This window comes from Nocardia sp. NBC_01377 (assembly GCF_045040005.1).
Lineage (GTDB): Bacteria > Actinomycetota > Actinomycetes > Mycobacteriales > Mycobacteriaceae > Nocardia > Nocardia noduli.
Genome location: NZ_CP109566.1, coordinates 5,574,691 through 5,591,742, shown reverse-complemented (window position 1 = coordinate 5,591,742; position 17,052 = coordinate 5,574,691). Strand labels below are relative to the sequence as shown.

Sequence of the window (17,052 nt, the reverse complement as noted above, 5' to 3'; positions counted from 1 at the left end):
CCGCAACGCGGAGGCCAGCGAGGTACTCGACTACCACGCCCTCAACGCGATGCTGAACCTGTACGGCCCGGACGGCGAGATCCAGTTCGACAAGGATCGGGAGGCCGCGCACCAGTACTTCCTGCAACACGTCAACCAGAACACCGTATTCTTCCACAATCTGGAGGAGAAGCTGGACTACCTGGTCGACGAGAACTACTACGAGGCAGAGGTTCTCGAGCAGTACGGCCGCCCGTTCATCAAGAAGCTGTTCAAGCAGGCCTACGCGAAGAAGTTCCGGTTCCCGACCTTTCTCGGCGCGTTCAAGTACTACACCTCGTACACGCTCAAGACCTTCGACGGCAAGCGCTACCTCGAGCGGTTCGAGGACCGCGTCGTGATGGTCGCGCTGACGCTGGCCGCCGGTGACGAGGTGCTCGCGAGCAAACTGGTCGAAGAGATCATCGACGGCCGCTTCCAGCCCGCGACCCCGACCTTCCTCAACTCGGGCAAGAAGCAGCGCGGCGAGCCGGTTTCATGCTTCCTGCTCCGCATCGAGGACAATATGGAGTCCATCGGGCGCTCCATCAACTCCGCGTTGCAGCTGTCCAAGCGCGGCGGCGGAGTCGCGTTGCTGCTCAGCAATATTCGCGAGCACGGCGCACCGATCAAGAAGATCGAGAACCAGAGCTCGGGTGTCATCCCGATCATGAAACTGCTCGAGGACTCCTTCTCCTACGCCAACCAGCTCGGTGCGCGTCAGGGCGCGGGCGCGGTGTACCTGCACGCCCACCATCCCGATATCTACCGGTTCCTCGACACCAAGCGCGAGAACGCGGACGAGAAGATCCGCATCAAGACGCTCTCGCTCGGCGTCGTCATCCCCGATATCACCTTCGAACTGGCGCGCAAGAACGAGGACATGTACCTCTTCTCGCCCTACGATGTGGAACGCATCTACGGCAAGCCGTTCGCCGATATCGACGTCACCGAGAAGTACTACGAGATGGTCGACGACAAGCGGATCCGCAAGTCGAAGATCAAGGCGCGCGAATTCTTCCAGACCATCGCCGAATTGCAGTTCGAGTCGGGCTACCCGTACATCATGTTCGAGGACACGGTGAACCGGGCCAACCCGATCGCGGGCAAGATCACCCACTCGAACCTGTGCTCGGAGATCCTCCAGGTCTCCACGCCGTCGGAGTTCAACGACGACCTGTCCTATTCCAAGGTCGGCAAGGACATCTCCTGCAACCTGGGTTCGCTGAACATCGCCAAGACGATGGATTCGCCCGATTTCGCGCAGACCATCGAGGTATCGATCCGCGCGCTGACCGCCGTGTCGGATCAGACCCACATCTACTCGGTGCCCTCGATCGAACAGGGCAACAACCAGTCGCACGCGATCGGCCTCGGCCAGATGAACCTGCACGGATACCTGGCCCGTGAACGGGTGCACTACGGGTCCGAAGAAGGTATCGACTTCACCAACATCTACTTCTATACCGTTGTCTACCACGCGATTCGGGCCTCGAATCGGATCGCGATCGAGCGCGGCAGCTACTTCGGCGGTTTCCCGGAATCGAAGTACGCCACCGGCGAATACTTCGACAAGTACACCGATCGGGTGTGGGAGCCCGGGACCGAACGCGTCGCCCGGCTTTTCGCCGACGCGGGCGTGCGCATCCCGACCCAGGACGATTGGCGCGAGCTGAAAGCCTCGGTCATGGAGCACGGCATCTACAACCAGAACCTGCAGGCGGTCCCGCCGACCGGCTCGATCTCCTACATCAACCACTCCACCAGCTCGATCCACCCGGTGGCGTCGAAAATCGAGATCCGCAAGGAAGGCAAGATCGGCCGCGTCTACTACCCGGCCCCCTACCTCGACAACGACAACCTCGAGTACTACGACGACGCCTACGAAATCGGCTACGAGAAGATCATCGACACCTACGCCGCCGCCACCCAACACGTGGACCAGGGCCTGTCGCTGACCCTCTTCTTCAAGGACACCGCCTCCACCCGCGACCTGAACAAGGCCCAGATCTACGCCTGGCGCAAGGGCATCAAAACCCTCTACTACATCCGCCTGCGTCAAATGGCCCTGGAAGGAACCGAAGTAGAGGGCTGCGTCAGCTGCATGCTGTGATTTCCAGCTCCGGGTGACCACAGGCAACGGTCGCCCGGAGCTGTTCGCCGTGTGAGGCGCGCTTGCACTCCGGCAGCCTCGGTGCCGGATGCGTGAGTACGCGTAGTGTCCGTGCGCGCGTCCGTTCGGTTGCGATGGTCGGCGCGGATCGCGACAGATCATCGAGGTGACAGCGGGATTCGCGGTCGCCTGCCTTTTGCGGACCTTCTTCGAACCGTATACGGTGCGCTGGGGGATCGTGCTGCCCAGGCCGTTCCGAAGGATGCGAAGCAGGGGGTGGGATGTGAGCACTGGGCGAGTCGACACCGAGCTGGACCGGCGGATCGCGTCGATCCGTGGTGAATCGAGCTCCAACGACAGGAGTGTCGCCGTCGAGACCGACCCGGCAGGTCGGATCACTCGGCTCTACGTCGCCGACTACGCGATGGACGACGGGCCGGACCGTTTGGCCGCGATTCTCATGGAGCAGCACCGGATCGCCCACGCCGCGGCCATCGAACAGGCCGTCGACACATTCGAATCGGATTCGTCACGTTCACGGGTCGGCAATGACTGAGGATCTGGATCGGCTCGCCCACCGCGTCGCCGAACTCAACGCAGCTGTCGGCGAGGTCCGCGGCACGTCGTACTCGCCGGACGGCTCCGTGCACATCGAGGTCGATATCTACGGCGCGATCACACGTCTGCGGCTGAACGAATTCGCGATGGAGCACGGTCCGGAGCGTTTCGCCGAACTCATCATCGACTGCCATGATCGCGCGCACGCGGCGGCCGTCATCGATGCCAGAAGTGCCTACGAGTCCGTTCGGGCGCAACAGGATTCGCGAGGAATACGGTGAACGTCGATCCGGTCGAGATGCGAGAGTTGGCGACGAGTCTTCGATGGCAGGCGGGGATCGTCGAAAGCCATCAACCCCTGGCGAAGGGCACGCGTGACGCCGCTCGTGAGGGCACGGACAAATCGCAGACGTTCGCCCGGGTGCAGGAAACACTCGATGCGCTCGACAAGGTCGTCCGATATCACGCGGACCGGATGCGCGCTGTCGCGAACGAGATCGACACCGCGGCCACCGAGTATGAAGCCAAGGACAGCGCCAACGCGAAGTCGATCGAACAGGCGGGCCCGCGATGACCGACGCGAACCCGATCAGGATCTCCACCGTTCTGGAGTGGAAACTCAGTGCCGCTCAACGGCTCCCGACCGAATTGAGTTCGCTGGCCAGCACCATCGAGACCGATGTCGAAGCGGCCAACCGTGAGGTCCAGAATTCTCGCGACTTCTTCGACAGCGCGGCCGGTGACGCGATGCGTTCCCGCTTCGAGGTCGACCGGAGAAACGCCCTCGCCACCGTCGATGCGATCGACTCGATGGCGGCGCCCGTTCGCGAAGTCACTTCACTGTTCGATACAGCCACCGCGACGATCAAAGACACAGTACGGAAGATCGAAGCCTCCGAGTATCAACTCTTCTACAAGGACGATGGCAGGTGCTGTCGAGAAAGTCGCTGATGGACTGGATCGATGACAACGTCCTCACCGGTCTGACGAAGTCACTGTCGGTCGAGCGAACTCGCCGGGCATACCAGAGCGCGCTGCAAGGCACGCTGAACGACATCTGGACAGCCGATTTCCTTTACAACGGCAAGATCGGTCTGGTTCTGGAGAATCTCCCCGAATCCGTTCGCGAGGCATTGATTTCGATCCCGACCGATCCCGAGTTGGCTCGCATCCTGCGGGAGAACCAGGTGGCGGCGTCGGATACGACAGTCGTCTTCCCGTCCGGCGACTTGCTCGACAAGATTCGGATGTTCGCCCCGGAGTTCGAGTCGAGGGCGATGTCGAAAGAAGAGGCGGCAGCGCTGGTCGATCTCGCCACGTCGAGTGTGGACGGCCCATTCAAGTTGATGGAGTTCTATGCGATCCAGGACGAGGCGAAAACTGCTGCTGCGAGCGCTTTTCCGAATCTCACCCCGGACGACAACGAGCGGTCTCTCGCCGATGGCCATTCCGAAGCAATCCGGCAGCGCGAGAGGCGATGGACCTCTACAACAACCAGCTCGGGCGAAGCATAGGTGCGCAGAATCCGGATGCGAGTCCCGAGGAACTGCAACAGAAGGTTTTGGAGGCGATCAACAGCAACAAGGCGATCGTCATCCAGAACAGCCCCGATGGTGGGCAGATCGCGTTCAGCAACTCTGTTGTCCCTGGCAAGAATGCGATCCTGCCGGGCGGTGGAGTTCCGATGCCGGGAGGAAAGTAGTGGTGCGCTTATCGTCTATGTCGGTCGTAGTTGCCATCATCTCGACGGTCCTGGGCTCTGTCGCGTGTGTGCCGGAAGGTACCGAGCGCACGGATACCGCGTGCACTTCGCAGACCTTCGATCTGAACAACCATGCGGAGCCGCTGGGCTCCTCCAAGGCGTTGATCCAAGCGTTCGATGATGCCGCTGATCGAAAATTGGATGTCACGACGATGGCAGAGACGGCCGGTCGGGCCAACTGGTCCTTCGGCTGGGATCGAGTCTTCTACCTGGGTCCCGCTATGACCGACGAGTACCTGAAGAGTGTGTCCGCAGCGGATCTCCGGTTGGTGTGCTTCCTTGGTTTGCCGCAGCGTAGTAGCAATTCTGATCTGCGCGCCCCGCATGCGACCGTGTTCATGGCGGATGGCAAACCTGTTCAAGCGGTGTGGTGGAAAGCGCAAGATCCGAGCTTGAGCCTCGGACCTCACGGGTTCGTTCAACCGGATACTCCGATCCGCTATGATCCCGAATCGGGCACGATGAGAGCCGACTAGAGCTCATACGGCCGGGTTATGCGGTGTGTCGAACGGCAGTGCACCCGATAGGCAATGAGTAGGAAAGTCGCCCCAGCAGGCGCTATCTTCGTCGCGTATTCAGCAGTGCGAGAACGACATCGACCGCTGAATCGACCAGGTGGTCGCGCGGTACGTCGAGGCGGTTGTCGGACCAGTCGAGGTAGAGGGCGACCAGTGCTCCCGCCATCGCGGTGGCGATGATCGCGAGATCCTCTTCGCCGCCGGCCGGTAGCGGTTCGGACTCGGCTCCGAAGATCGGGGCGAGGGCGAGGATGAATGCGGGGCTGCGCTGGGCGCTGTGCCTGCGCAGTGTGTCGTCGCGGCGGGGTTCTCGGAGCAGGATCCGGGCCAGGCGGGGATCGTCCTGGAAGTAGTCCGCGCAGATTTCCAGTGCCACACGGATATCGGTCCGAAGTTCGGCACCGCGCGGTGCGCTGCGCATCCGGTCGAGTAGCCCCGTTTCCACGCGGTCGTATACGGCGGTCAGCAGCGCTTCGATGTTGTCGAAACTCTCGTAGAAAGGCGTTACGACCCGCTGCCGGGTCAGGTCTACCTGGATATCACGCCGGAAGGCCGGGTGCGCATAGTGATTCGCTACGTCGGCAGCGGCCACTGGGACGGCCCGCTGCGGCTGTACCCGTACGACGACAACGCCCCCGCCATTCACGGCAGCGGGCGGTTCATCCAGTGCACCGCGGTCGACCGCTATCACTTCGACGACAACGGCCTCATGGAGGAAGGCGAAACCCTCTACGACTTCCTCGACGCGACCCAGCGCGGCGGCGTCCTGCCACGTGATGACAGCTGGCAATTCCGGGCGCTGATGTCGGCGTCGAGAATTCCGGCGCTGGTCCGGCGTCTCACCTCGCGCGGATAGTTCCGCGGCTGGTTCACAGCCACGTGGTCGCGAGCCAGGCGGCCACGCAGGCGAGGACGAGCAGGGCGATATTCAACCCGATCACCTTCACCTCGCCCCGGCTCAGGTGCACCGCGATCCCGCCGACCTGGACCAGCGCGAGCCCGATCGCCGCGACCAGGGCGAGCACCGGTGCGATTCCCGTCAGCGGCGGCAGGACCAATCCCAGCGCGCCGAGAACCTCCAACACGCCGATGACGCGCACGGCGGCCAGCGGCACCGCATCGATCCAGCCCATCATCGGCCGCAGCTGATCCGCCGATCGCACCACCTTGATGCCGCCGGAGTACAGGTAGAACAGCGCCAGCAAACCGGCGACGATCCAGTAGGCAACGGTCATGTCCGCCACTCCTTTCGAGTACCACTTGTCAACAGCGTCATTGTCGACCAGCATCGGAGGGCTTACAAAAGTTACATCCGTGTGCCCGGCCGTCAGCGAGGTAATCATGTCCGACGTCTGTGCGATCAGAGGCGACCAGGGCCGGGCAATTCGTGCGTTACTCGAGCGGATCGCCGACAAATGGGCCCTGGTCATCATCGCGACCTTGCATACCGGGCGATTGCGGTTCACCGGATTGCGTCAGCACATTCCCGGAATATCGCACCGCATGCTCGCGCTCACCTTGCGCAAACTCGAACGGGACGGGCTGGTGATCCGGACCGCGTATGCCGAAGTGCCACCTCGGGTCGAATACGAACTCAGCGAACTCGCCGTCGCATTGATCCCGCACGCGGTGGCGCTGGCGGATTGGGCCATCGAGCACAATCCCGATATCGCGGCGCGTCGTGCGGAATACGACGAGCGCGACCACTGACCACGCCACGCCCCGGGCAAGAGCAGGCAACGAACCGAACCCGGTCACGCTACGACGCGGGTCGGGGGTACTGCGAAACCCGTTGTCGTCCTACGATTCGGTGGGGGCGGGTGAGCGGGAGGTGCGGGTATGTCCGAGGTGACGATCGATGTGGACGACGCGGTGCTGGCGGTGGTCGGGGCGCTGCTCGGCACCACCACGCCGGAGGACACGGTGCGCGCGGCATTGCGACAGGTGCTGGTGCAGCGGCAGCGGATGGCGGTAATGGAACGGATGATGGTGCGTTCCCACGAACGGATCACCGACGATTCGGTGGATCGATGGCGTAAGACGCCCGCGTGGCGGTAGTCGCCGGGGCGGTTCGCGGACATCACACCGCGAACCGCTCCGCCCCGATCACGCCAACGCCGGCGCGACCTCGCGTTCGAACAACTCCACGCCCGAGGTGTCGTAGGCCGTCTCCGGGAAGTTCAGGATCGCGTAACCTAGTCCGAGTCCCTTGACGGCGGTGAGCTTTTCGATCACCTGCTCGGGAGTGCCGACCGCCGCGCTGGTGCGGTACACATTGTCGATCTGCGCCGCCGCGGCCTCGGCCCCGACGAACTTCGCGAGCCGATCCTGGAGCGTGCGCAGCCGCTCCTCGACTTCGGCCTCGGTCGCGCCGATGGCGGCGTTGAAATTGGATGAACGCACGATCGCGTCGAAATCGGTGCCGACGTCGGCGCAGTGCGCGCGCAGCAGTTCGGATTTGTGCGTGAATTCCTCGGGGACGCCGCTGAAGTTGGTGTACTGCGCGTATTTGGCCGCGATCTTCAGGGTCACCTTCTCGCCGCCGCCCGCGATCCAGAGCGGAATTCCGCCTTCCTGCAACGGAAGCGGGCGGACGATGGCACCGTCGACCTGGTAGTGCTTGCCGTCCAGGGTCGCCTCGCCCTTGGTCCAGGCCTGCTGGAAGATCTGCACGCCCTCGTCGAGGCGGCGCAGCCGATCGCCCGCGGACGGGAATCCGTAACCGTAGGCGCGCCATTCGTGTTCGTACCAGCCGCCGCCGATACCCATTTCGACGCGGCCGCCGGAGATCAGGTCGACGGTGGCGGCGACCTTCGCCAGGTAGGCGGGATTGCGATAACTCATCGCCGTACACATCTGGCCGAGCCGGATCCGCGAGGTGGTCGCGGCGAACGCCGACATCAGCGTCCACGCCTCGTGGGTGGCTTCCTCGGTCGGTACGGGCACGGTGTGGAAGTGGTCGTAGACCCACAGCGATTCCCAGATGTCGCTCGCGTCGGCGCGCCGGGCGAGGTCGCGCATGACGGTCCACTGTGACGCGGGGTCGATTCCGACCAGGTCGAGTCGCCAACCCTGTGGGATGAAGATACCGAAACGCACTGAAATCTCCTCTGTCGTTGCTCGAACCTCGTCGCGGTGCCCCCGCGCGATGACGCGCCGCGGTGACGGCGTGGGCCGTCGAACACTGTCGCGGGTGGTCGAACGCGGGTCAAGAGTTCGGCGCTGCCTGCGTGCAACCCCGAGCCTAGGCGACCCGCGCGGACGGGGTCCGGTCGAACGACGCTCGACCGGACCTGTCTGTCCGGTCTAGGCGCCGGTGAACTGTTTCCCGGAGATGGAGGTCGACGGCCGCCCGTCGACGCCGACCGGGATATCACCCTCGAGGGTGGTGCGGTACAGCACGCGGGTGACGTCGAGGTGGTCCAGATCGCTCGGCGCCAGGTGCGCGGTGGCCCTGTTGTCCCAGAACGCGATGCTGCCCTCTCTCCAGCGGAAACTCACCGTGTACGCCGGGTTGGAGATCTCGTCGAACAGCAGCTCCAGCAGCGCGTCGCTCTGGCTGGGGCTGAGGCCGACGATGCGGGTGGTGAAACCCGGATTCACGAACAGCGCGCGTTCGCCGGTCACCGGATGCACCCGGACCACCGGATGTTCGGTGACCAGCGGGGCGGTGGCGACCTTCTTGGCGTAGTCGCTGTCGTCGCTCCAGGCGGGTTTGCGGCCGCCGAAACGATGTTCGGCCCGCAGTCCGTCGAGGAAACCGCGCAGCGATTCCGGCAGGTTCGCGTAGGCGGCGGCCAGGTTGATCCACCGGGTGTCACCACCGCGCACGGGGGCGATCTCGGCCCGCAGGATCGACGCGGCGGGCGGGTTGATCAGCGACGAGACATCGGTGTGCCAGTGGTTGGTGTAGCTGACCTTGCGCACCCCGAACCGCTTCTCGTACAGGCGGCTGTCGACGGCGAGGATCTCCGGGAATTCGGTCGGCGCGTCGGTGTCGTAGGGATGCGACGGCGTGACCGCGCCGAAACGCCGGGAGAAGGCGATCTGCTCGGCGTGGCCGATGTGCTGGTCGCGGAAGAACAGCACCTTGTATGTGTGCAGCGCGGAGGTGATCGCCTCGACCTGCGCGTCGGTCAGCGTCTCGCGCAGATCGACGCCGGAGATGTCGGCGCCGATATGACCGGCGACCGGCTCGATACGCACGGTCTCGGCGGCTTCGGTGGCGAGGATGGTCGGGTTCTCGTGTACAGCGGTCATGGCAAACTCATTCGGGAGAGTCGGGCGGGCTGGTCTCGGGGCCGATCGTGGGGCGACAGGCACTGCGGAACACGCGCATGAAGTCGACCTCGCGCCGTTTGGTCAGCGGGATCATGGCAGTTCGGGGCCGATGGCGACGCGCGCGCCGAGTTGTCCGCCGCCCCAGCCGAGTTTCCTGCGGTAGCTGCCGAGCAGTTCGCGTTCGATCAGATAGGACTCGTCGAGTTGCGGGTCGCCCGCGGGCAGCGGTTCGGTGCGCGGCGCGACGAACAGGGCGTCGACAGGGCAGTACGCCTCGCACATGAAGCAGGTCTGGCAATCGGATTGCCTGGTGAGCACCGGAATGCCGTCCGCGCCGCGATCGAAGACATGGGTGGGGCAGACCTCGATGCATTTATCGCATTCGATGCAGCGTTCGGCCGAGACGACTTCGATCATGCCGACACCAACTCCGCGCCCGCGAGGAATACCGGCTCCGGCGCGGTCCAGATCTCGTCGAGTCCACCGGTGAGCAGTCGGTGATGCTGCGCGGGATCCAGATCGGGGAATTCCTCGCGCCGCGCCATACCGCGTGATTCGGTCCTGGCCAGCGCGGCGGTGTACATCCACCGGGCGTGCGCCGTCATCGCGGCGGCCGAGCGGACCTTCGACGGATCGGCGCCCGCGTGATCGAGCCCCTCGCGTGCGGTGAACCACACGTCGTCCAGTGCGGCCAGCGCGGGACGCAGGCGGTCACCGTGGCGCAGGTAGTTCTTCTCGTAGGGCAGCACCTCGCGTTGCACCGCGGCCACGATCTCGCCGTGGGAGAGCCCGGAATCGATCCGTCCGGTGGGTCGCAGACCGATCTCACCGGCGCCGAAGCGTTTGCGGTCACCGGACGAATTCCCTTGGCGCAGTGCGTATCGCGCCGCGCCCGCACCGGCCCAGCTGCCCGAGGACATGGCCCACGCGGCATTGTGGCTGCCGCCGCCGGTGAACCCGCCGCAGATCAGCTCGCGGGTGGCGACATCGCCGGCGACGTAGAGACCGGGCACGCCGGTCGAGCAGTCCGCCCCCGCCACCCGCACCCCGCCGGTGCCGCGCACCGTGCCCTCCAGCAGCAGCGTGATCGGGAAACGGTCGGTGAACGGGTCGATGCCGAGCCGGTCGAAGGTGAGGAAGAAATTGGGCTGACCCACGCGCATGGCCCGACGCTGGGTCTCGTCGGCCTGATCGAGTGTGCAGAACACCGGCTCGGACAGCAGGGTCCGCGCGATGACGGAACGTCCGCCCTTGCTCGACGCGCCCTTCAAGACCTCGCCGTTGCCGAGATAGAAGGTGGCGAAACCGTAGTACGCGGTCTTGGTGACCGAGGTGAATTCCGGGGCGATGGCGTAGGCGTTGGAGAATTCCATGCCGGACAGCTCGGCGCCCGCCTCCACCGCCATCAACGCGCCGTCGCCGGTATTGACGTTGCAGCCCAGCGTTTTCGACAGGAACGCGCAGCCGCCGGTGGCAAGCACCACCGCGCGGGCGGCGATATCGACGCGCGTTCCGTCCGCGAGCCGGTGCAGGCGCGCGCCCGCGACCGTGCCGTCGGCGGTCCTGAGCAGTTCCAGCGCCGGGCTGTGATCGAGGATCGTCACACCCGCCCGCTGCACCCGAAGCCGTTGGCGTTTCATGTATTCCGGTCCCTGCACGCCGGTGCGCAGCGAGGTGCCGTCCGGGCTCACCGGGAACGGGTAGCGGCCGGCCTCGGCGAGTTCGTTGACGCGGTCGAAGGTTTCGTCCAGAACCCGCGTCATCCACTCCCGGTCGGCGAGGTGGCCGCCGAGCGCTTCGCGGCTCGCCATCGCCTTCTCGCGCAGTTCGGCTTCCGGCCGCACGTACCAGATGCCGGTGCCCGCCGCGGCCGTCGCGCCGCTGCTACCGCAGAATCCCTTGTCCGCCAGTGTGACCGAGGCCCCGGTCGCGGCCGCCTTCAACGCGGCCCAGGTACCCGCCGGTCCGCCGCCGAGGACGAGAACATCGATTTCGGTCATGGTGTCACCTTTGGTTGGAGGGTTCCGATCGTTGCCCGGCGGGTGGCCAGGGGACGTACACCGGGATATAGCGAGCCATCACCGTCGCGCCGAGTGCCGCGACCCCGCCGATGGTCACGGCCGCCACCGCCAGTGGCGCGGCGGTCGCGAGCGTGCCGATCAGCAGCGGTCCGCCGAACGCGCCGCCATCGTGGGTGAGACGCCACGCCGCCAGGAATTCCGAGCGGATCGCGGCCGGGGCCACATCCGCGCCGAGCACCATGATCACCCCGTTGCCGATGCCGTTGCCGATTCCCATCGCGATCGCCACCGCGCCGAGTGTGATCGTCGAATAGGTCAGCGGCACCGCCAGATACGCGACCGCCAGGATGGCCAGCGACGGCACCGCGACGGGACTGCGCCCGAACCGATCCATCAGATGTCCGGCCGGGTAGGCGAAAACCAGTTCCAGCGCCGCCCCTATCCCGAAGAGCAGACTGGCGGTTGCCGCGCCGATGCCGATGTGGTTGGCCCACAGCGGCAGGATCACTTCGCGTGAGGCCCGCGCCGCGCCCATCAGCAGCGATCCCGCGCCGAGGGTCAGAAGCACCCGGTGGTGCAGTCGCCCGACGCCGATCAGCGACAGTGGCGGCGCCGCGACCAGCGCCGGACCGCCGACACCAGGCAACGGTGTCCGCGCCATCATCCAGCCCGCGAGCAGGAAGGCGACGAACTGCACCGCGAAACCGCCCCTGGTGCCCATCCCGAGAATCGCCAGCGCGCCCAGGAAGGGGCCGACGAAAAACCCGAGTCGCATCGCGCCGCCGAACAGTGACATCGCTCGGGCTCGCCGCTCGAAGACGATGGCCTCGGCCATGTACGTCATCTGCGCCAGCCCCCACACGGCGTTCGACAGTCCGACGATCAGCAGCGCCGCGCACAACACCAACACATTCGGCGCGAGCAGACACAGCAGCACTCCGATCAAACCGACCGCCGTGCCACCGATGGTCGAGGCCCGTTCGCCGACCCGTGCCACCAATTGCCCGGCCGGAATATCGCCGAGTACCTGGCCGAGGCCGACCAGGGCCACCGATAAGCCCGCGACCGCCACCGACGCACCGAGATCGAGCGCGGTGAGTGTCATCACCGGTGCGGCGGCGCCCATTCCGATACCCCGCGCCAGTGTGGGCACGTAGACCGTGAACACCAACGGGCGCAGGGAATCCATCGACGTGAGCGGTGCGGACTCCGAACACGAGGTCATGCGCTCGCTTCGGTGCGAACTTCGGCGAACTGGCTTTCCACCGCGTCGAGCCCGTAATGCCCACGCAGCGTGTCAGATTCGTAATCGGTCCGGAACAGTCCGCGCTCCTGCAGGATCGGGACGACCTTGTCGACGAAATCCTCCAGGCCGCCCGGCAGATACGGCGGCATGATGTTGAATCCGTCCGCCGCGCCGTTCTCGAACCAGCTCTGCAATTCGTCGGCGATCTGGGTGGGAGTGCCAGCGAAGGACCGGTGCCCGCGTCCACCGCCGAGTTTGCCGATCAGCTGACGCACCGTGAGGTTCTCGTTCTCGGCCAATTCCTTGACCAGGCTGAACCGGCTCTTGTTACCTTCGAAATCGGTGACCTCGGGCAGCGGCGGCAGCGGTGCGTCCAGCGCGTGCTGGGTGAGGTCGACGCCGACCAGTCGTGAGAGCTGACCGAGCGCGTAATCGGGGGAGATCAGATCGGTGAACTCCTGTTCCAGCGCCTTCGCCTCTTCCTCGGTATCGGCGATATAGGGCACGAGTCCCGGCAGCACTTTCAGTTCGTCGGCCGAACGCCCGTATTTGGCCAGCCGCGACTTCAGGTCGCGGTAGAAGGCCTGTCCCTCGGCGAGGGTGCGTTGCGCGGTGAACACCGCCTCGGCGTACCGCGCCGCGAAATCCTTACCGCTCTCCGAGGACCCGGCCTGTACCAGCAGCGGACGTCCCTGCGGGCTGCGCGGGGAATTCAGCGGTCCGCGCACCCGGAAGCGCGGTCCGTCGTAATCGATGGTGTGCACCTTCGACGGATCGGCGAAGACACCTTCCTTCGGGTCGAGCACGATCGCCGACGATTCCCAGCTGTCCCACAGTCGAACGGCGACATCGATGAATTCCTGAGCCCGCTCGTAACGCCGCGCGTGCTCGGGAATCTCGTCGTAGCCGAAGTTCAGCGCCTCGTCCTCACCGGCGGAGGTCACGATATTCCACCCGGCCCGCCCATGACTGATGTGATCGAGCGAGGCGAATTTGCGGGCGAGGTTGAACGGCTCGTTGTAGGTGGTCGACGCGGTCGCGATGAGCCCGACCTTCGAGGTGACCGAGGCGATGGCGGCCAGCAGGGTCACCGGCTCGAATACCGCGAGGGTGTTGCGTTCGATACGCGGCCCCACCGCGAGTCCGTCGGCGAAGAACACCGAATCGAGTTTGCCGCGTTCGGCGATCCGCCCGAGTTCCTGGAAATGGGCGACATCGAGTACGCGCTGCTCCTCGGTCCGAGGATGACGCCACGCGGCCTCGTGATGCCCGACTCCCATGAGGAAGGCGTTGATGTGGAATTGCTTCGGGGACATGGGTGGATCTTTTTCCTAACCGGTGGAACGGATTGTCAGTGGTTGGATTCGACGCGCCAGCGCGAGAACCGGCGTTCGAGAGTGACCAGCAGACCGTTGAACGACAGGCCGAGCAGCGAGATCGCGAGAATGCCCGCGTACATGTTCGGGATCTGGAAATTCTGCTGCGCCGCGGTGATCAGGTAGCCGAGACCGGCACGGGCGCCGACCATCTCGGCGGCCAGCAGCACCAGGATGGAACTCGCCGCGGCCATCCGCAGACCGGTGAAGATGGACGGGATCGCGGCGGGCAGGATCACTTTCTGGAACAGCCGGACCGGCGTCAGTCCCAGCGACACAGCCGATTTGATCAGCAGCGGGTCCACCGTGCGCACACCGGTGATGGTGTTGAGCAGGATGGGGAACACACTCGCGTAGACCACGAGCGCGACCTTGGAGGTCTCGCCGATGCCGAGGATCAGGACGAAGACCGGAAGCAGCGCGAGCGCGGCGGTATTGCGGAACAGTTCGAGAATCGGGTTGAGCAGGTCTGCGACCGGCTTGTACCAGGCGATGGCGATACCGAGCGGAACGGCGATCACGAGCGCGAGGGCGAAACCGCTCAGCGAACGATTGAGGCTGGCCGAGACATGGGTCCACATCTCACCGCTCTGCACCAGGTCGATGAAGGCCTGCGCGACCGTGGTGAACGGCGGCAGGAAGACCTTGTCCACCAATCCCACCTGCGGCGCGAACTGCCACAGCAGCAGGAAGGCGACGATCGCGACCAGCGGTTTGGCGATTCGCCACGCTGCCCGGACGATCAGCGTGGCGACGCGTTGCGCCACCGACGGTCCGCGTTCGACGGCCTCGGCCGCGGGACGAGGAGTGACCGGCGCGATCGCGCGGACCGGCTTCGCGAGGAGTTCCACTGCGCTAGACATGGATCGGCCTTTCGGTACGGGATTCGGCGGTGCTTTCGGCGAGTGATTCGCGTTCCTGGCCCTGCGCGCGCTGCACTTCGCTCTGCAACAGCGACCAGATCTCGTGCCGGTAGGAACGGAATGCCTCGGTGGAACGGATGTCCTCGCCGGTGTCGCGCTCGATATCGACATCGATCACGGCCTTGACCCGGCCGGGTCGCGATGTCAGCACAGCCACCCGCTGGCCGAGGTACACGGCCTCGTCGATGCCGTGGGTGATGAACAGGATGGTCTTGCCGGTGGCGCGCCAGATCCGTAACAGCTCGTCCTGCAACGACTCTCGTGTCTGCGCATCCAGCGCGGCGAACGGCTCGTCCATCAGCAGCACTTCGGGATCGAAGGCCAGGCTGCGGGCGATGGCGACGCGCTGCTTCATACCGCCGGACAGTTCGTGCGGGTAGCGGTCGCCGAATCCGGTGAGACCGACCAACTCGAGATACTCGTTCGCGAGTTCACGACGCGCCTTGCGCCGCAACCCCTTCGCCTCCAGTCCGAATTCGATATTCGTGCGCGCGGTGCGCCACGGCAGCAGCGCGTACTGCTGGAAGACGATGCCGCGGTCGAGACCGGGACCGGTGATCGGCGCGCCGTCGAGCAGGATCTGTCCCGACGACGGCTTGCTCAGCCCGCCGAGTAGATCCAGCAGAGTCGACTTACCGGAGCCACTCGGGCCGACCAGCACCAGGAATTCGCCCTCGCGCAGTTCCAGCGAGATGTCGTCCAACGCGGTGAACTTCTCGTTGGTACCGCGGATCGAGAATTGTTTGCCTACTCCATTGAGCGCGAGTTTCGCTGTCGTGGTACTCATTTGGCAATCGCTTCCCCGGTCGGCCCACTGGTGGGCTGATACGTTCCGTTGGCGTACGGGTTGAACTTGTTGGTGAACAGGTCGGTCGCCTTCAACTGGCCCTCTTTGAGCTCACCGTTGCGCACCAGCCAGTCGATCCAGATCTGGAGTTCCTTCTCCGCGACCACCGCGCCGGGGACCGGAAGGCCGGAACTGCGCCAGTACTTCAGCAGTTCGGTGTTCTCGGAGCGTCCGCGCTTCTCGATGATCGTCTTGAATCGCGCGACCACCTCGTCACGCGGAGTGAGCTGCAACCAACGGGTCGCCCGAGCGGTGCCCTGGACGAAATCCTGCACCGCGTCGCTGTTCTTGGCGATGAAGTCGTCACGGAAAACATAGGTGCCGTAATCGAATTCGCCGAAGATGGCCTTGTCGGTGTAGAGCGGACGGATCCCGCCGCGTTCCACCGCCGTCTCACGGAAGACGCTGCCGAGGGTGCCGACCTCGACCTGGCCCTTGCGCAAGGCGTCCTCGGTATTGGCGGGCGGCACGACCAGCAGTTGCACCTGCTTGATCTCGGCCTCCGACAGTCCCTGCTGGTGCAACCACTCCCTGGTGATGAACTCGTGGTGCGCGCCGAGGGTGTTGACCGCGACCTTCTTGCCGATCAGGTCACGGGCGGAGGTGATCGGGGAATTCTCCTGCACGAAATATCCGGTGTAGGACTTCTCGTCGGCGCCGTAGGAACTCAGCACCGAGGTGACCTTCGCGCCACCGGAGATCAGTTTCACCACCGCGCCGTTGAAAGCGCTGCCGAATTCGACCTGATTCGTCGCGGCGGCCTGGATATTGGCGGGACCGCTGGTGGTGTCGCCTTCCCACTTCAGCGAGATCTTGCTGAAGTAGCCGAGATCATCGGCCAATTCGAACGGAGTGACCTGGCCGGTCTGTCCCTGGTAGCGCAGGACCGTCTTGCCGTCGGCGGTCGTGGTGGTTTCGGAGGAGCCGCACGCACTGAGTACGGATGCGCTCGCCAGAACAGTGAGTGCGGCGGCGAAAACTCGGTAGACGCGCCGCGGTGATGCGGTGGAGGCCATAGGTATTCCTTCGAGAAGGCGAGCCGTGCCACCCGAAAAGGGCATGCGGCGGCGACGCCGAGAAATGGGATATTCCCGGTGGGACTGTGTGTTCGGGATTCGGCAGCGGTGCGCCCGTGCGGTTCGGCCGGGCGCGCTACCGCCTCAGCGGCGACAGATCCCGTGCGGAACGCGCATCAGGTCGATCGCGCGGCGGCGGATCAGCGCGGTGCGTATCAACACGTCGAAACCTTCATGAGCTGGATGGGTGACAGGCGTCGTCCCATGGTGTGCGTCGCGGTGGCGGCGAGACAACAGGCATTCCACATTGTGAAAATCGGGGTGATTTCAATTCCCCCGACCCGGTCATCATCTCTCCGCGGCATGTGCCCAG

General features: G+C 64.9%; 22 protein-coding genes. 11 read left to right on the top strand and 11 right to left on the bottom strand.

Annotated elements, in window-relative coordinates:
* The first annotated feature begins 49 nt into the window (after positions 1–49).
* The 8 genes from nrdE (at position 50) to OG225_RS25670 (ending at position 4,927) form a co-directional block, all read left to right on the top strand.
* Complete coding sequence (nrdE, locus tag OG225_RS25705) at positions 50–2,131, top strand: class 1b ribonucleoside-diphosphate reductase subunit alpha (protein WP_405183368.1); 2,082 nt, start codon at positions 50–52, stop codon at positions 2,129–2,131.
* A 283-nt stretch (positions 2,132–2,414) separates the two neighbouring features.
* Complete coding sequence (locus OG225_RS25700) at positions 2,415–2,687, top strand: hypothetical protein (RefSeq protein WP_216911970.1); 273 nt, start codon at positions 2,415–2,417, stop codon at positions 2,685–2,687.
* On the top strand, positions 2,680–2,970 hold the full coding sequence (locus tag OG225_RS25695; RefSeq protein WP_405177622.1) for a YbaB/EbfC family DNA-binding protein: 291 nt from the start codon (positions 2,680–2,682) through the stop codon (positions 2,968–2,970). The genes OG225_RS25700 and OG225_RS25695 overlap by 8 nt, the downstream gene beginning before the upstream one ends.
* Entirely contained in the window at positions 2,967–3,263 is a 297-nt protein-coding gene (locus OG225_RS25690) for a type VII secretion target (RefSeq protein ID WP_405177621.1), read from the top strand. Before OG225_RS25695 ends, OG225_RS25690 begins: the two co-directional genes overlap by 4 nt.
* The gene (locus tag OG225_RS25685) at positions 3,260–3,640 is read left to right on the top strand and encodes a hypothetical protein (RefSeq protein WP_405177620.1); all 381 of its coding nucleotides are present in this window, start codon (positions 3,260–3,262) and stop codon (positions 3,638–3,640) included. Before OG225_RS25690 ends, OG225_RS25685 begins: the two co-directional genes overlap by 4 nt.
* Positions 3,619–4,203 (top strand): hypothetical protein, encoded by a 585-nt coding sequence (locus tag OG225_RS25680; protein WP_405177619.1) that lies wholly within the window; start codon positions 3,619–3,621, stop codon positions 4,201–4,203. The genes OG225_RS25685 and OG225_RS25680 overlap by 22 nt, the downstream gene beginning before the upstream one ends.
* Positions 4,167–4,391, top strand: a complete 225-nt coding sequence (locus OG225_RS25675) for a DUF6973 domain-containing protein (protein WP_405177618.1) — start codon at positions 4,167–4,169, stop codon at positions 4,389–4,391. The genes OG225_RS25680 and OG225_RS25675 overlap by 37 nt, the downstream gene beginning before the upstream one ends.
* Positions 4,392–4,408: 17 nt before the next feature.
* Positions 4,409–4,927, top strand: a complete 519-nt coding sequence (locus tag OG225_RS25670; protein WP_405177617.1) for a hypothetical protein — start codon at positions 4,409–4,411, stop codon at positions 4,925–4,927.
* Positions 4,928–5,009: 82 nt separating this feature from the next.
* Here the strand turns inward: OG225_RS25670 and OG225_RS25665 are convergent, their stop codons facing one another.
* Positions 5,010–5,561 carry a TetR/AcrR family transcriptional regulator gene (locus OG225_RS25665; RefSeq protein ID WP_405177616.1) on the bottom strand — a complete coding sequence of 184 codons (552 nt, stop codon included), beginning with the start codon at positions 5,559–5,561 and terminating at the stop codon, positions 5,010–5,012.
* Here OG225_RS25665 and OG225_RS25660 point away from each other — a divergent pair.
* Positions 5,535–5,825 carry a hypothetical protein gene (locus OG225_RS25660; protein ID WP_405177615.1) on the top strand — a complete coding sequence of 97 codons (291 nt, stop codon included), beginning with the start codon at positions 5,535–5,537 and terminating at the stop codon, positions 5,823–5,825. The genes OG225_RS25665 and OG225_RS25660 overlap by 27 nt on opposite strands.
* A 13-nt stretch (positions 5,826–5,838) precedes the next feature.
* On the opposite strand, the gene OG225_RS25655 is transcribed toward OG225_RS25660, so the two are convergent.
* Positions 5,839–6,204: a DoxX family protein gene (locus tag OG225_RS25655; protein ID WP_405177614.1), complete on the bottom strand. Its 366-nt coding sequence runs from the start codon at positions 6,202–6,204 to the stop codon at positions 5,839–5,841.
* Positions 6,205–6,310: 106 nt separating this feature from the next.
* Here OG225_RS25655 and OG225_RS25650 point away from each other — a divergent pair, with 106 nt between their 5' ends.
* Both OG225_RS25650 and OG225_RS25645 read left to right on the top strand, forming a co-directional pair.
* On the top strand, positions 6,311–6,679 hold the full coding sequence (locus tag OG225_RS25650; RefSeq protein WP_405177613.1) for a winged helix-turn-helix transcriptional regulator: 369 nt from the start codon (positions 6,311–6,313) through the stop codon (positions 6,677–6,679).
* A gap of 129 nt (positions 6,680–6,808) precedes the next feature.
* Positions 6,809–7,027, top strand: a complete 219-nt coding sequence (locus tag OG225_RS25645; RefSeq protein ID WP_405177612.1) for a type II toxin-antitoxin system VapB family antitoxin — start codon at positions 6,809–6,811, stop codon at positions 7,025–7,027.
* A gap of 48 nt (positions 7,028–7,075) precedes the next feature.
* Here OG225_RS25645 and OG225_RS25640 read toward each other — a convergent pair whose 3' ends face one another.
* The 9 genes from OG225_RS25640 to OG225_RS25600 all read right to left on the bottom strand — a co-directional run bounded on the left by OG225_RS25640 (position 7,076) and on the right by OG225_RS25600 (position 16,679).
* Positions 7,076–8,068 carry an LLM class F420-dependent oxidoreductase gene (locus OG225_RS25640; RefSeq protein ID WP_405177611.1) on the bottom strand — a complete coding sequence of 331 codons (993 nt, stop codon included), beginning with the start codon at positions 8,066–8,068 and terminating at the stop codon, positions 7,076–7,078.
* Between the two features lie 207 nt (positions 8,069–8,275).
* A complete protein-coding gene (locus tag OG225_RS25635) occupies positions 8,276–9,229 on the bottom strand; it encodes a TauD/TfdA dioxygenase family protein (RefSeq protein WP_405177610.1) in 954 nt (317 codons plus the stop codon).
* 111 nt (positions 9,230–9,340) lie between these two features.
* Positions 9,341–9,667 carry a ferredoxin family protein gene (locus OG225_RS25630; RefSeq protein ID WP_216911994.1) on the bottom strand — a complete coding sequence of 109 codons (327 nt, stop codon included), beginning with the start codon at positions 9,665–9,667 and terminating at the stop codon, positions 9,341–9,343.
* Positions 9,664–11,250, bottom strand: coding sequence for an FAD-dependent oxidoreductase (locus OG225_RS25625; protein WP_405177609.1), 1,587 nt, complete (start codon positions 11,248–11,250; stop codon positions 9,664–9,666). The genes OG225_RS25630 and OG225_RS25625 overlap by 4 nt, the downstream gene beginning before the upstream one ends.
* Positions 11,251–11,254: 4 nt before the next feature.
* Complete coding sequence (locus OG225_RS25620) at positions 11,255–12,460, bottom strand: MFS transporter (RefSeq protein ID WP_405177608.1); 1,206 nt, start codon at positions 12,458–12,460, stop codon at positions 11,255–11,257.
* 32 nt (positions 12,461–12,492) lie between these two features.
* Entirely contained in the window at positions 12,493–13,833 is a 1,341-nt protein-coding gene (locus OG225_RS25615) for an LLM class flavin-dependent oxidoreductase (protein ID WP_405177607.1), read from the bottom strand.
* Positions 13,834–13,868: 35 nt separating this feature from the next.
* The gene (locus tag OG225_RS25610; protein WP_405177606.1) at positions 13,869–14,756 is read right to left on the bottom strand and encodes an ABC transporter permease; all 888 of its coding nucleotides are present in this window, start codon (positions 14,754–14,756) and stop codon (positions 13,869–13,871) included.
* Positions 14,749–15,603: an ABC transporter ATP-binding protein gene (locus OG225_RS25605; protein ID WP_405177605.1), complete on the bottom strand. Its 855-nt coding sequence runs from the start codon at positions 15,601–15,603 to the stop codon at positions 14,749–14,751. Before OG225_RS25605 ends, OG225_RS25610 begins: the two co-directional genes overlap by 8 nt.
* Positions 15,600–16,679 carry an ABC transporter substrate-binding protein gene (locus tag OG225_RS25600; protein WP_405177604.1) on the bottom strand — a complete coding sequence of 360 codons (1,080 nt, stop codon included), beginning with the start codon at positions 16,677–16,679 and terminating at the stop codon, positions 15,600–15,602. The genes OG225_RS25605 and OG225_RS25600 overlap by 4 nt, the downstream gene beginning before the upstream one ends.
* Positions 16,680–17,052: the final 373 nt, after the last annotated feature.

Coding starts and splice junctions, on each gene's coding strand:
- nrdE (WP_405183368.1), top strand. CDS start 50: ATGCTGAACCTGTACGGCCCGGACGGCGAGATCCAGTTCGACAAGGAT.
- OG225_RS25695 (WP_405177622.1), top strand. CDS start 2,680: ATGACTGAGGATCTGGATCGGCTCGCCCACCGCGTCGCCGAACTCAAC.
- OG225_RS25685 (WP_405177620.1), top strand. CDS start 3,260: ATGACCGACGCGAACCCGATCAGGATCTCCACCGTTCTGGAGTGGAAA.
- OG225_RS25675 (WP_405177618.1), top strand. CDS start 4,167: ATGGACCTCTACAACAACCAGCTCGGGCGAAGCATAGGTGCGCAGAAT.
- OG225_RS25670 (WP_405177617.1), top strand. CDS start 4,409: ATGTCGGTCGTAGTTGCCATCATCTCGACGGTCCTGGGCTCTGTCGCG.
- OG225_RS25655 (WP_405177614.1), bottom strand. CDS start 6,204: ATGACCGTTGCCTACTGGATCGTCGCCGGTTTGCTGGCGCTGTTCTAC.
- OG225_RS25650 (WP_405177613.1), top strand. CDS start 6,311: ATGTCCGACGTCTGTGCGATCAGAGGCGACCAGGGCCGGGCAATTCGT.
- OG225_RS25645 (WP_405177612.1), top strand. CDS start 6,809: ATGTCCGAGGTGACGATCGATGTGGACGACGCGGTGCTGGCGGTGGTC.
- OG225_RS25635 (WP_405177610.1), bottom strand. CDS start 9,229: ATGACCGCTGTACACGAGAACCCGACCATCCTCGCCACCGAAGCCGCC.
- OG225_RS25630 (WP_216911994.1), bottom strand. CDS start 9,667: ATGATCGAAGTCGTCTCGGCCGAACGCTGCATCGAATGCGATAAATGC.
- OG225_RS25625 (WP_405177609.1), bottom strand. CDS start 11,250: ATGACCGAAATCGATGTTCTCGTCCTCGGCGGCGGACCGGCGGGTACC.
- OG225_RS25620 (WP_405177608.1), bottom strand. CDS start 12,460: ATGGATTCCCTGCGCCCGTTGGTGTTCACGGTCTACGTGCCCACACTG.
- OG225_RS25615 (WP_405177607.1), bottom strand. CDS start 13,833: ATGTCCCCGAAGCAATTCCACATCAACGCCTTCCTCATGGGAGTCGGG.
- OG225_RS25610 (WP_405177606.1), bottom strand. CDS start 14,756: ATGTCTAGCGCAGTGGAACTCCTCGCGAAGCCGGTCCGCGCGATCGCG.
- OG225_RS25605 (WP_405177605.1), bottom strand. CDS start 15,603: ATGAGTACCACGACAGCGAAACTCGCGCTCAATGGAGTAGGCAAACAA.
- OG225_RS25600 (WP_405177604.1), bottom strand. CDS start 16,679: ATGGCCTCCACCGCATCACCGCGGCGCGTCTACCGAGTTTTCGCCGCC.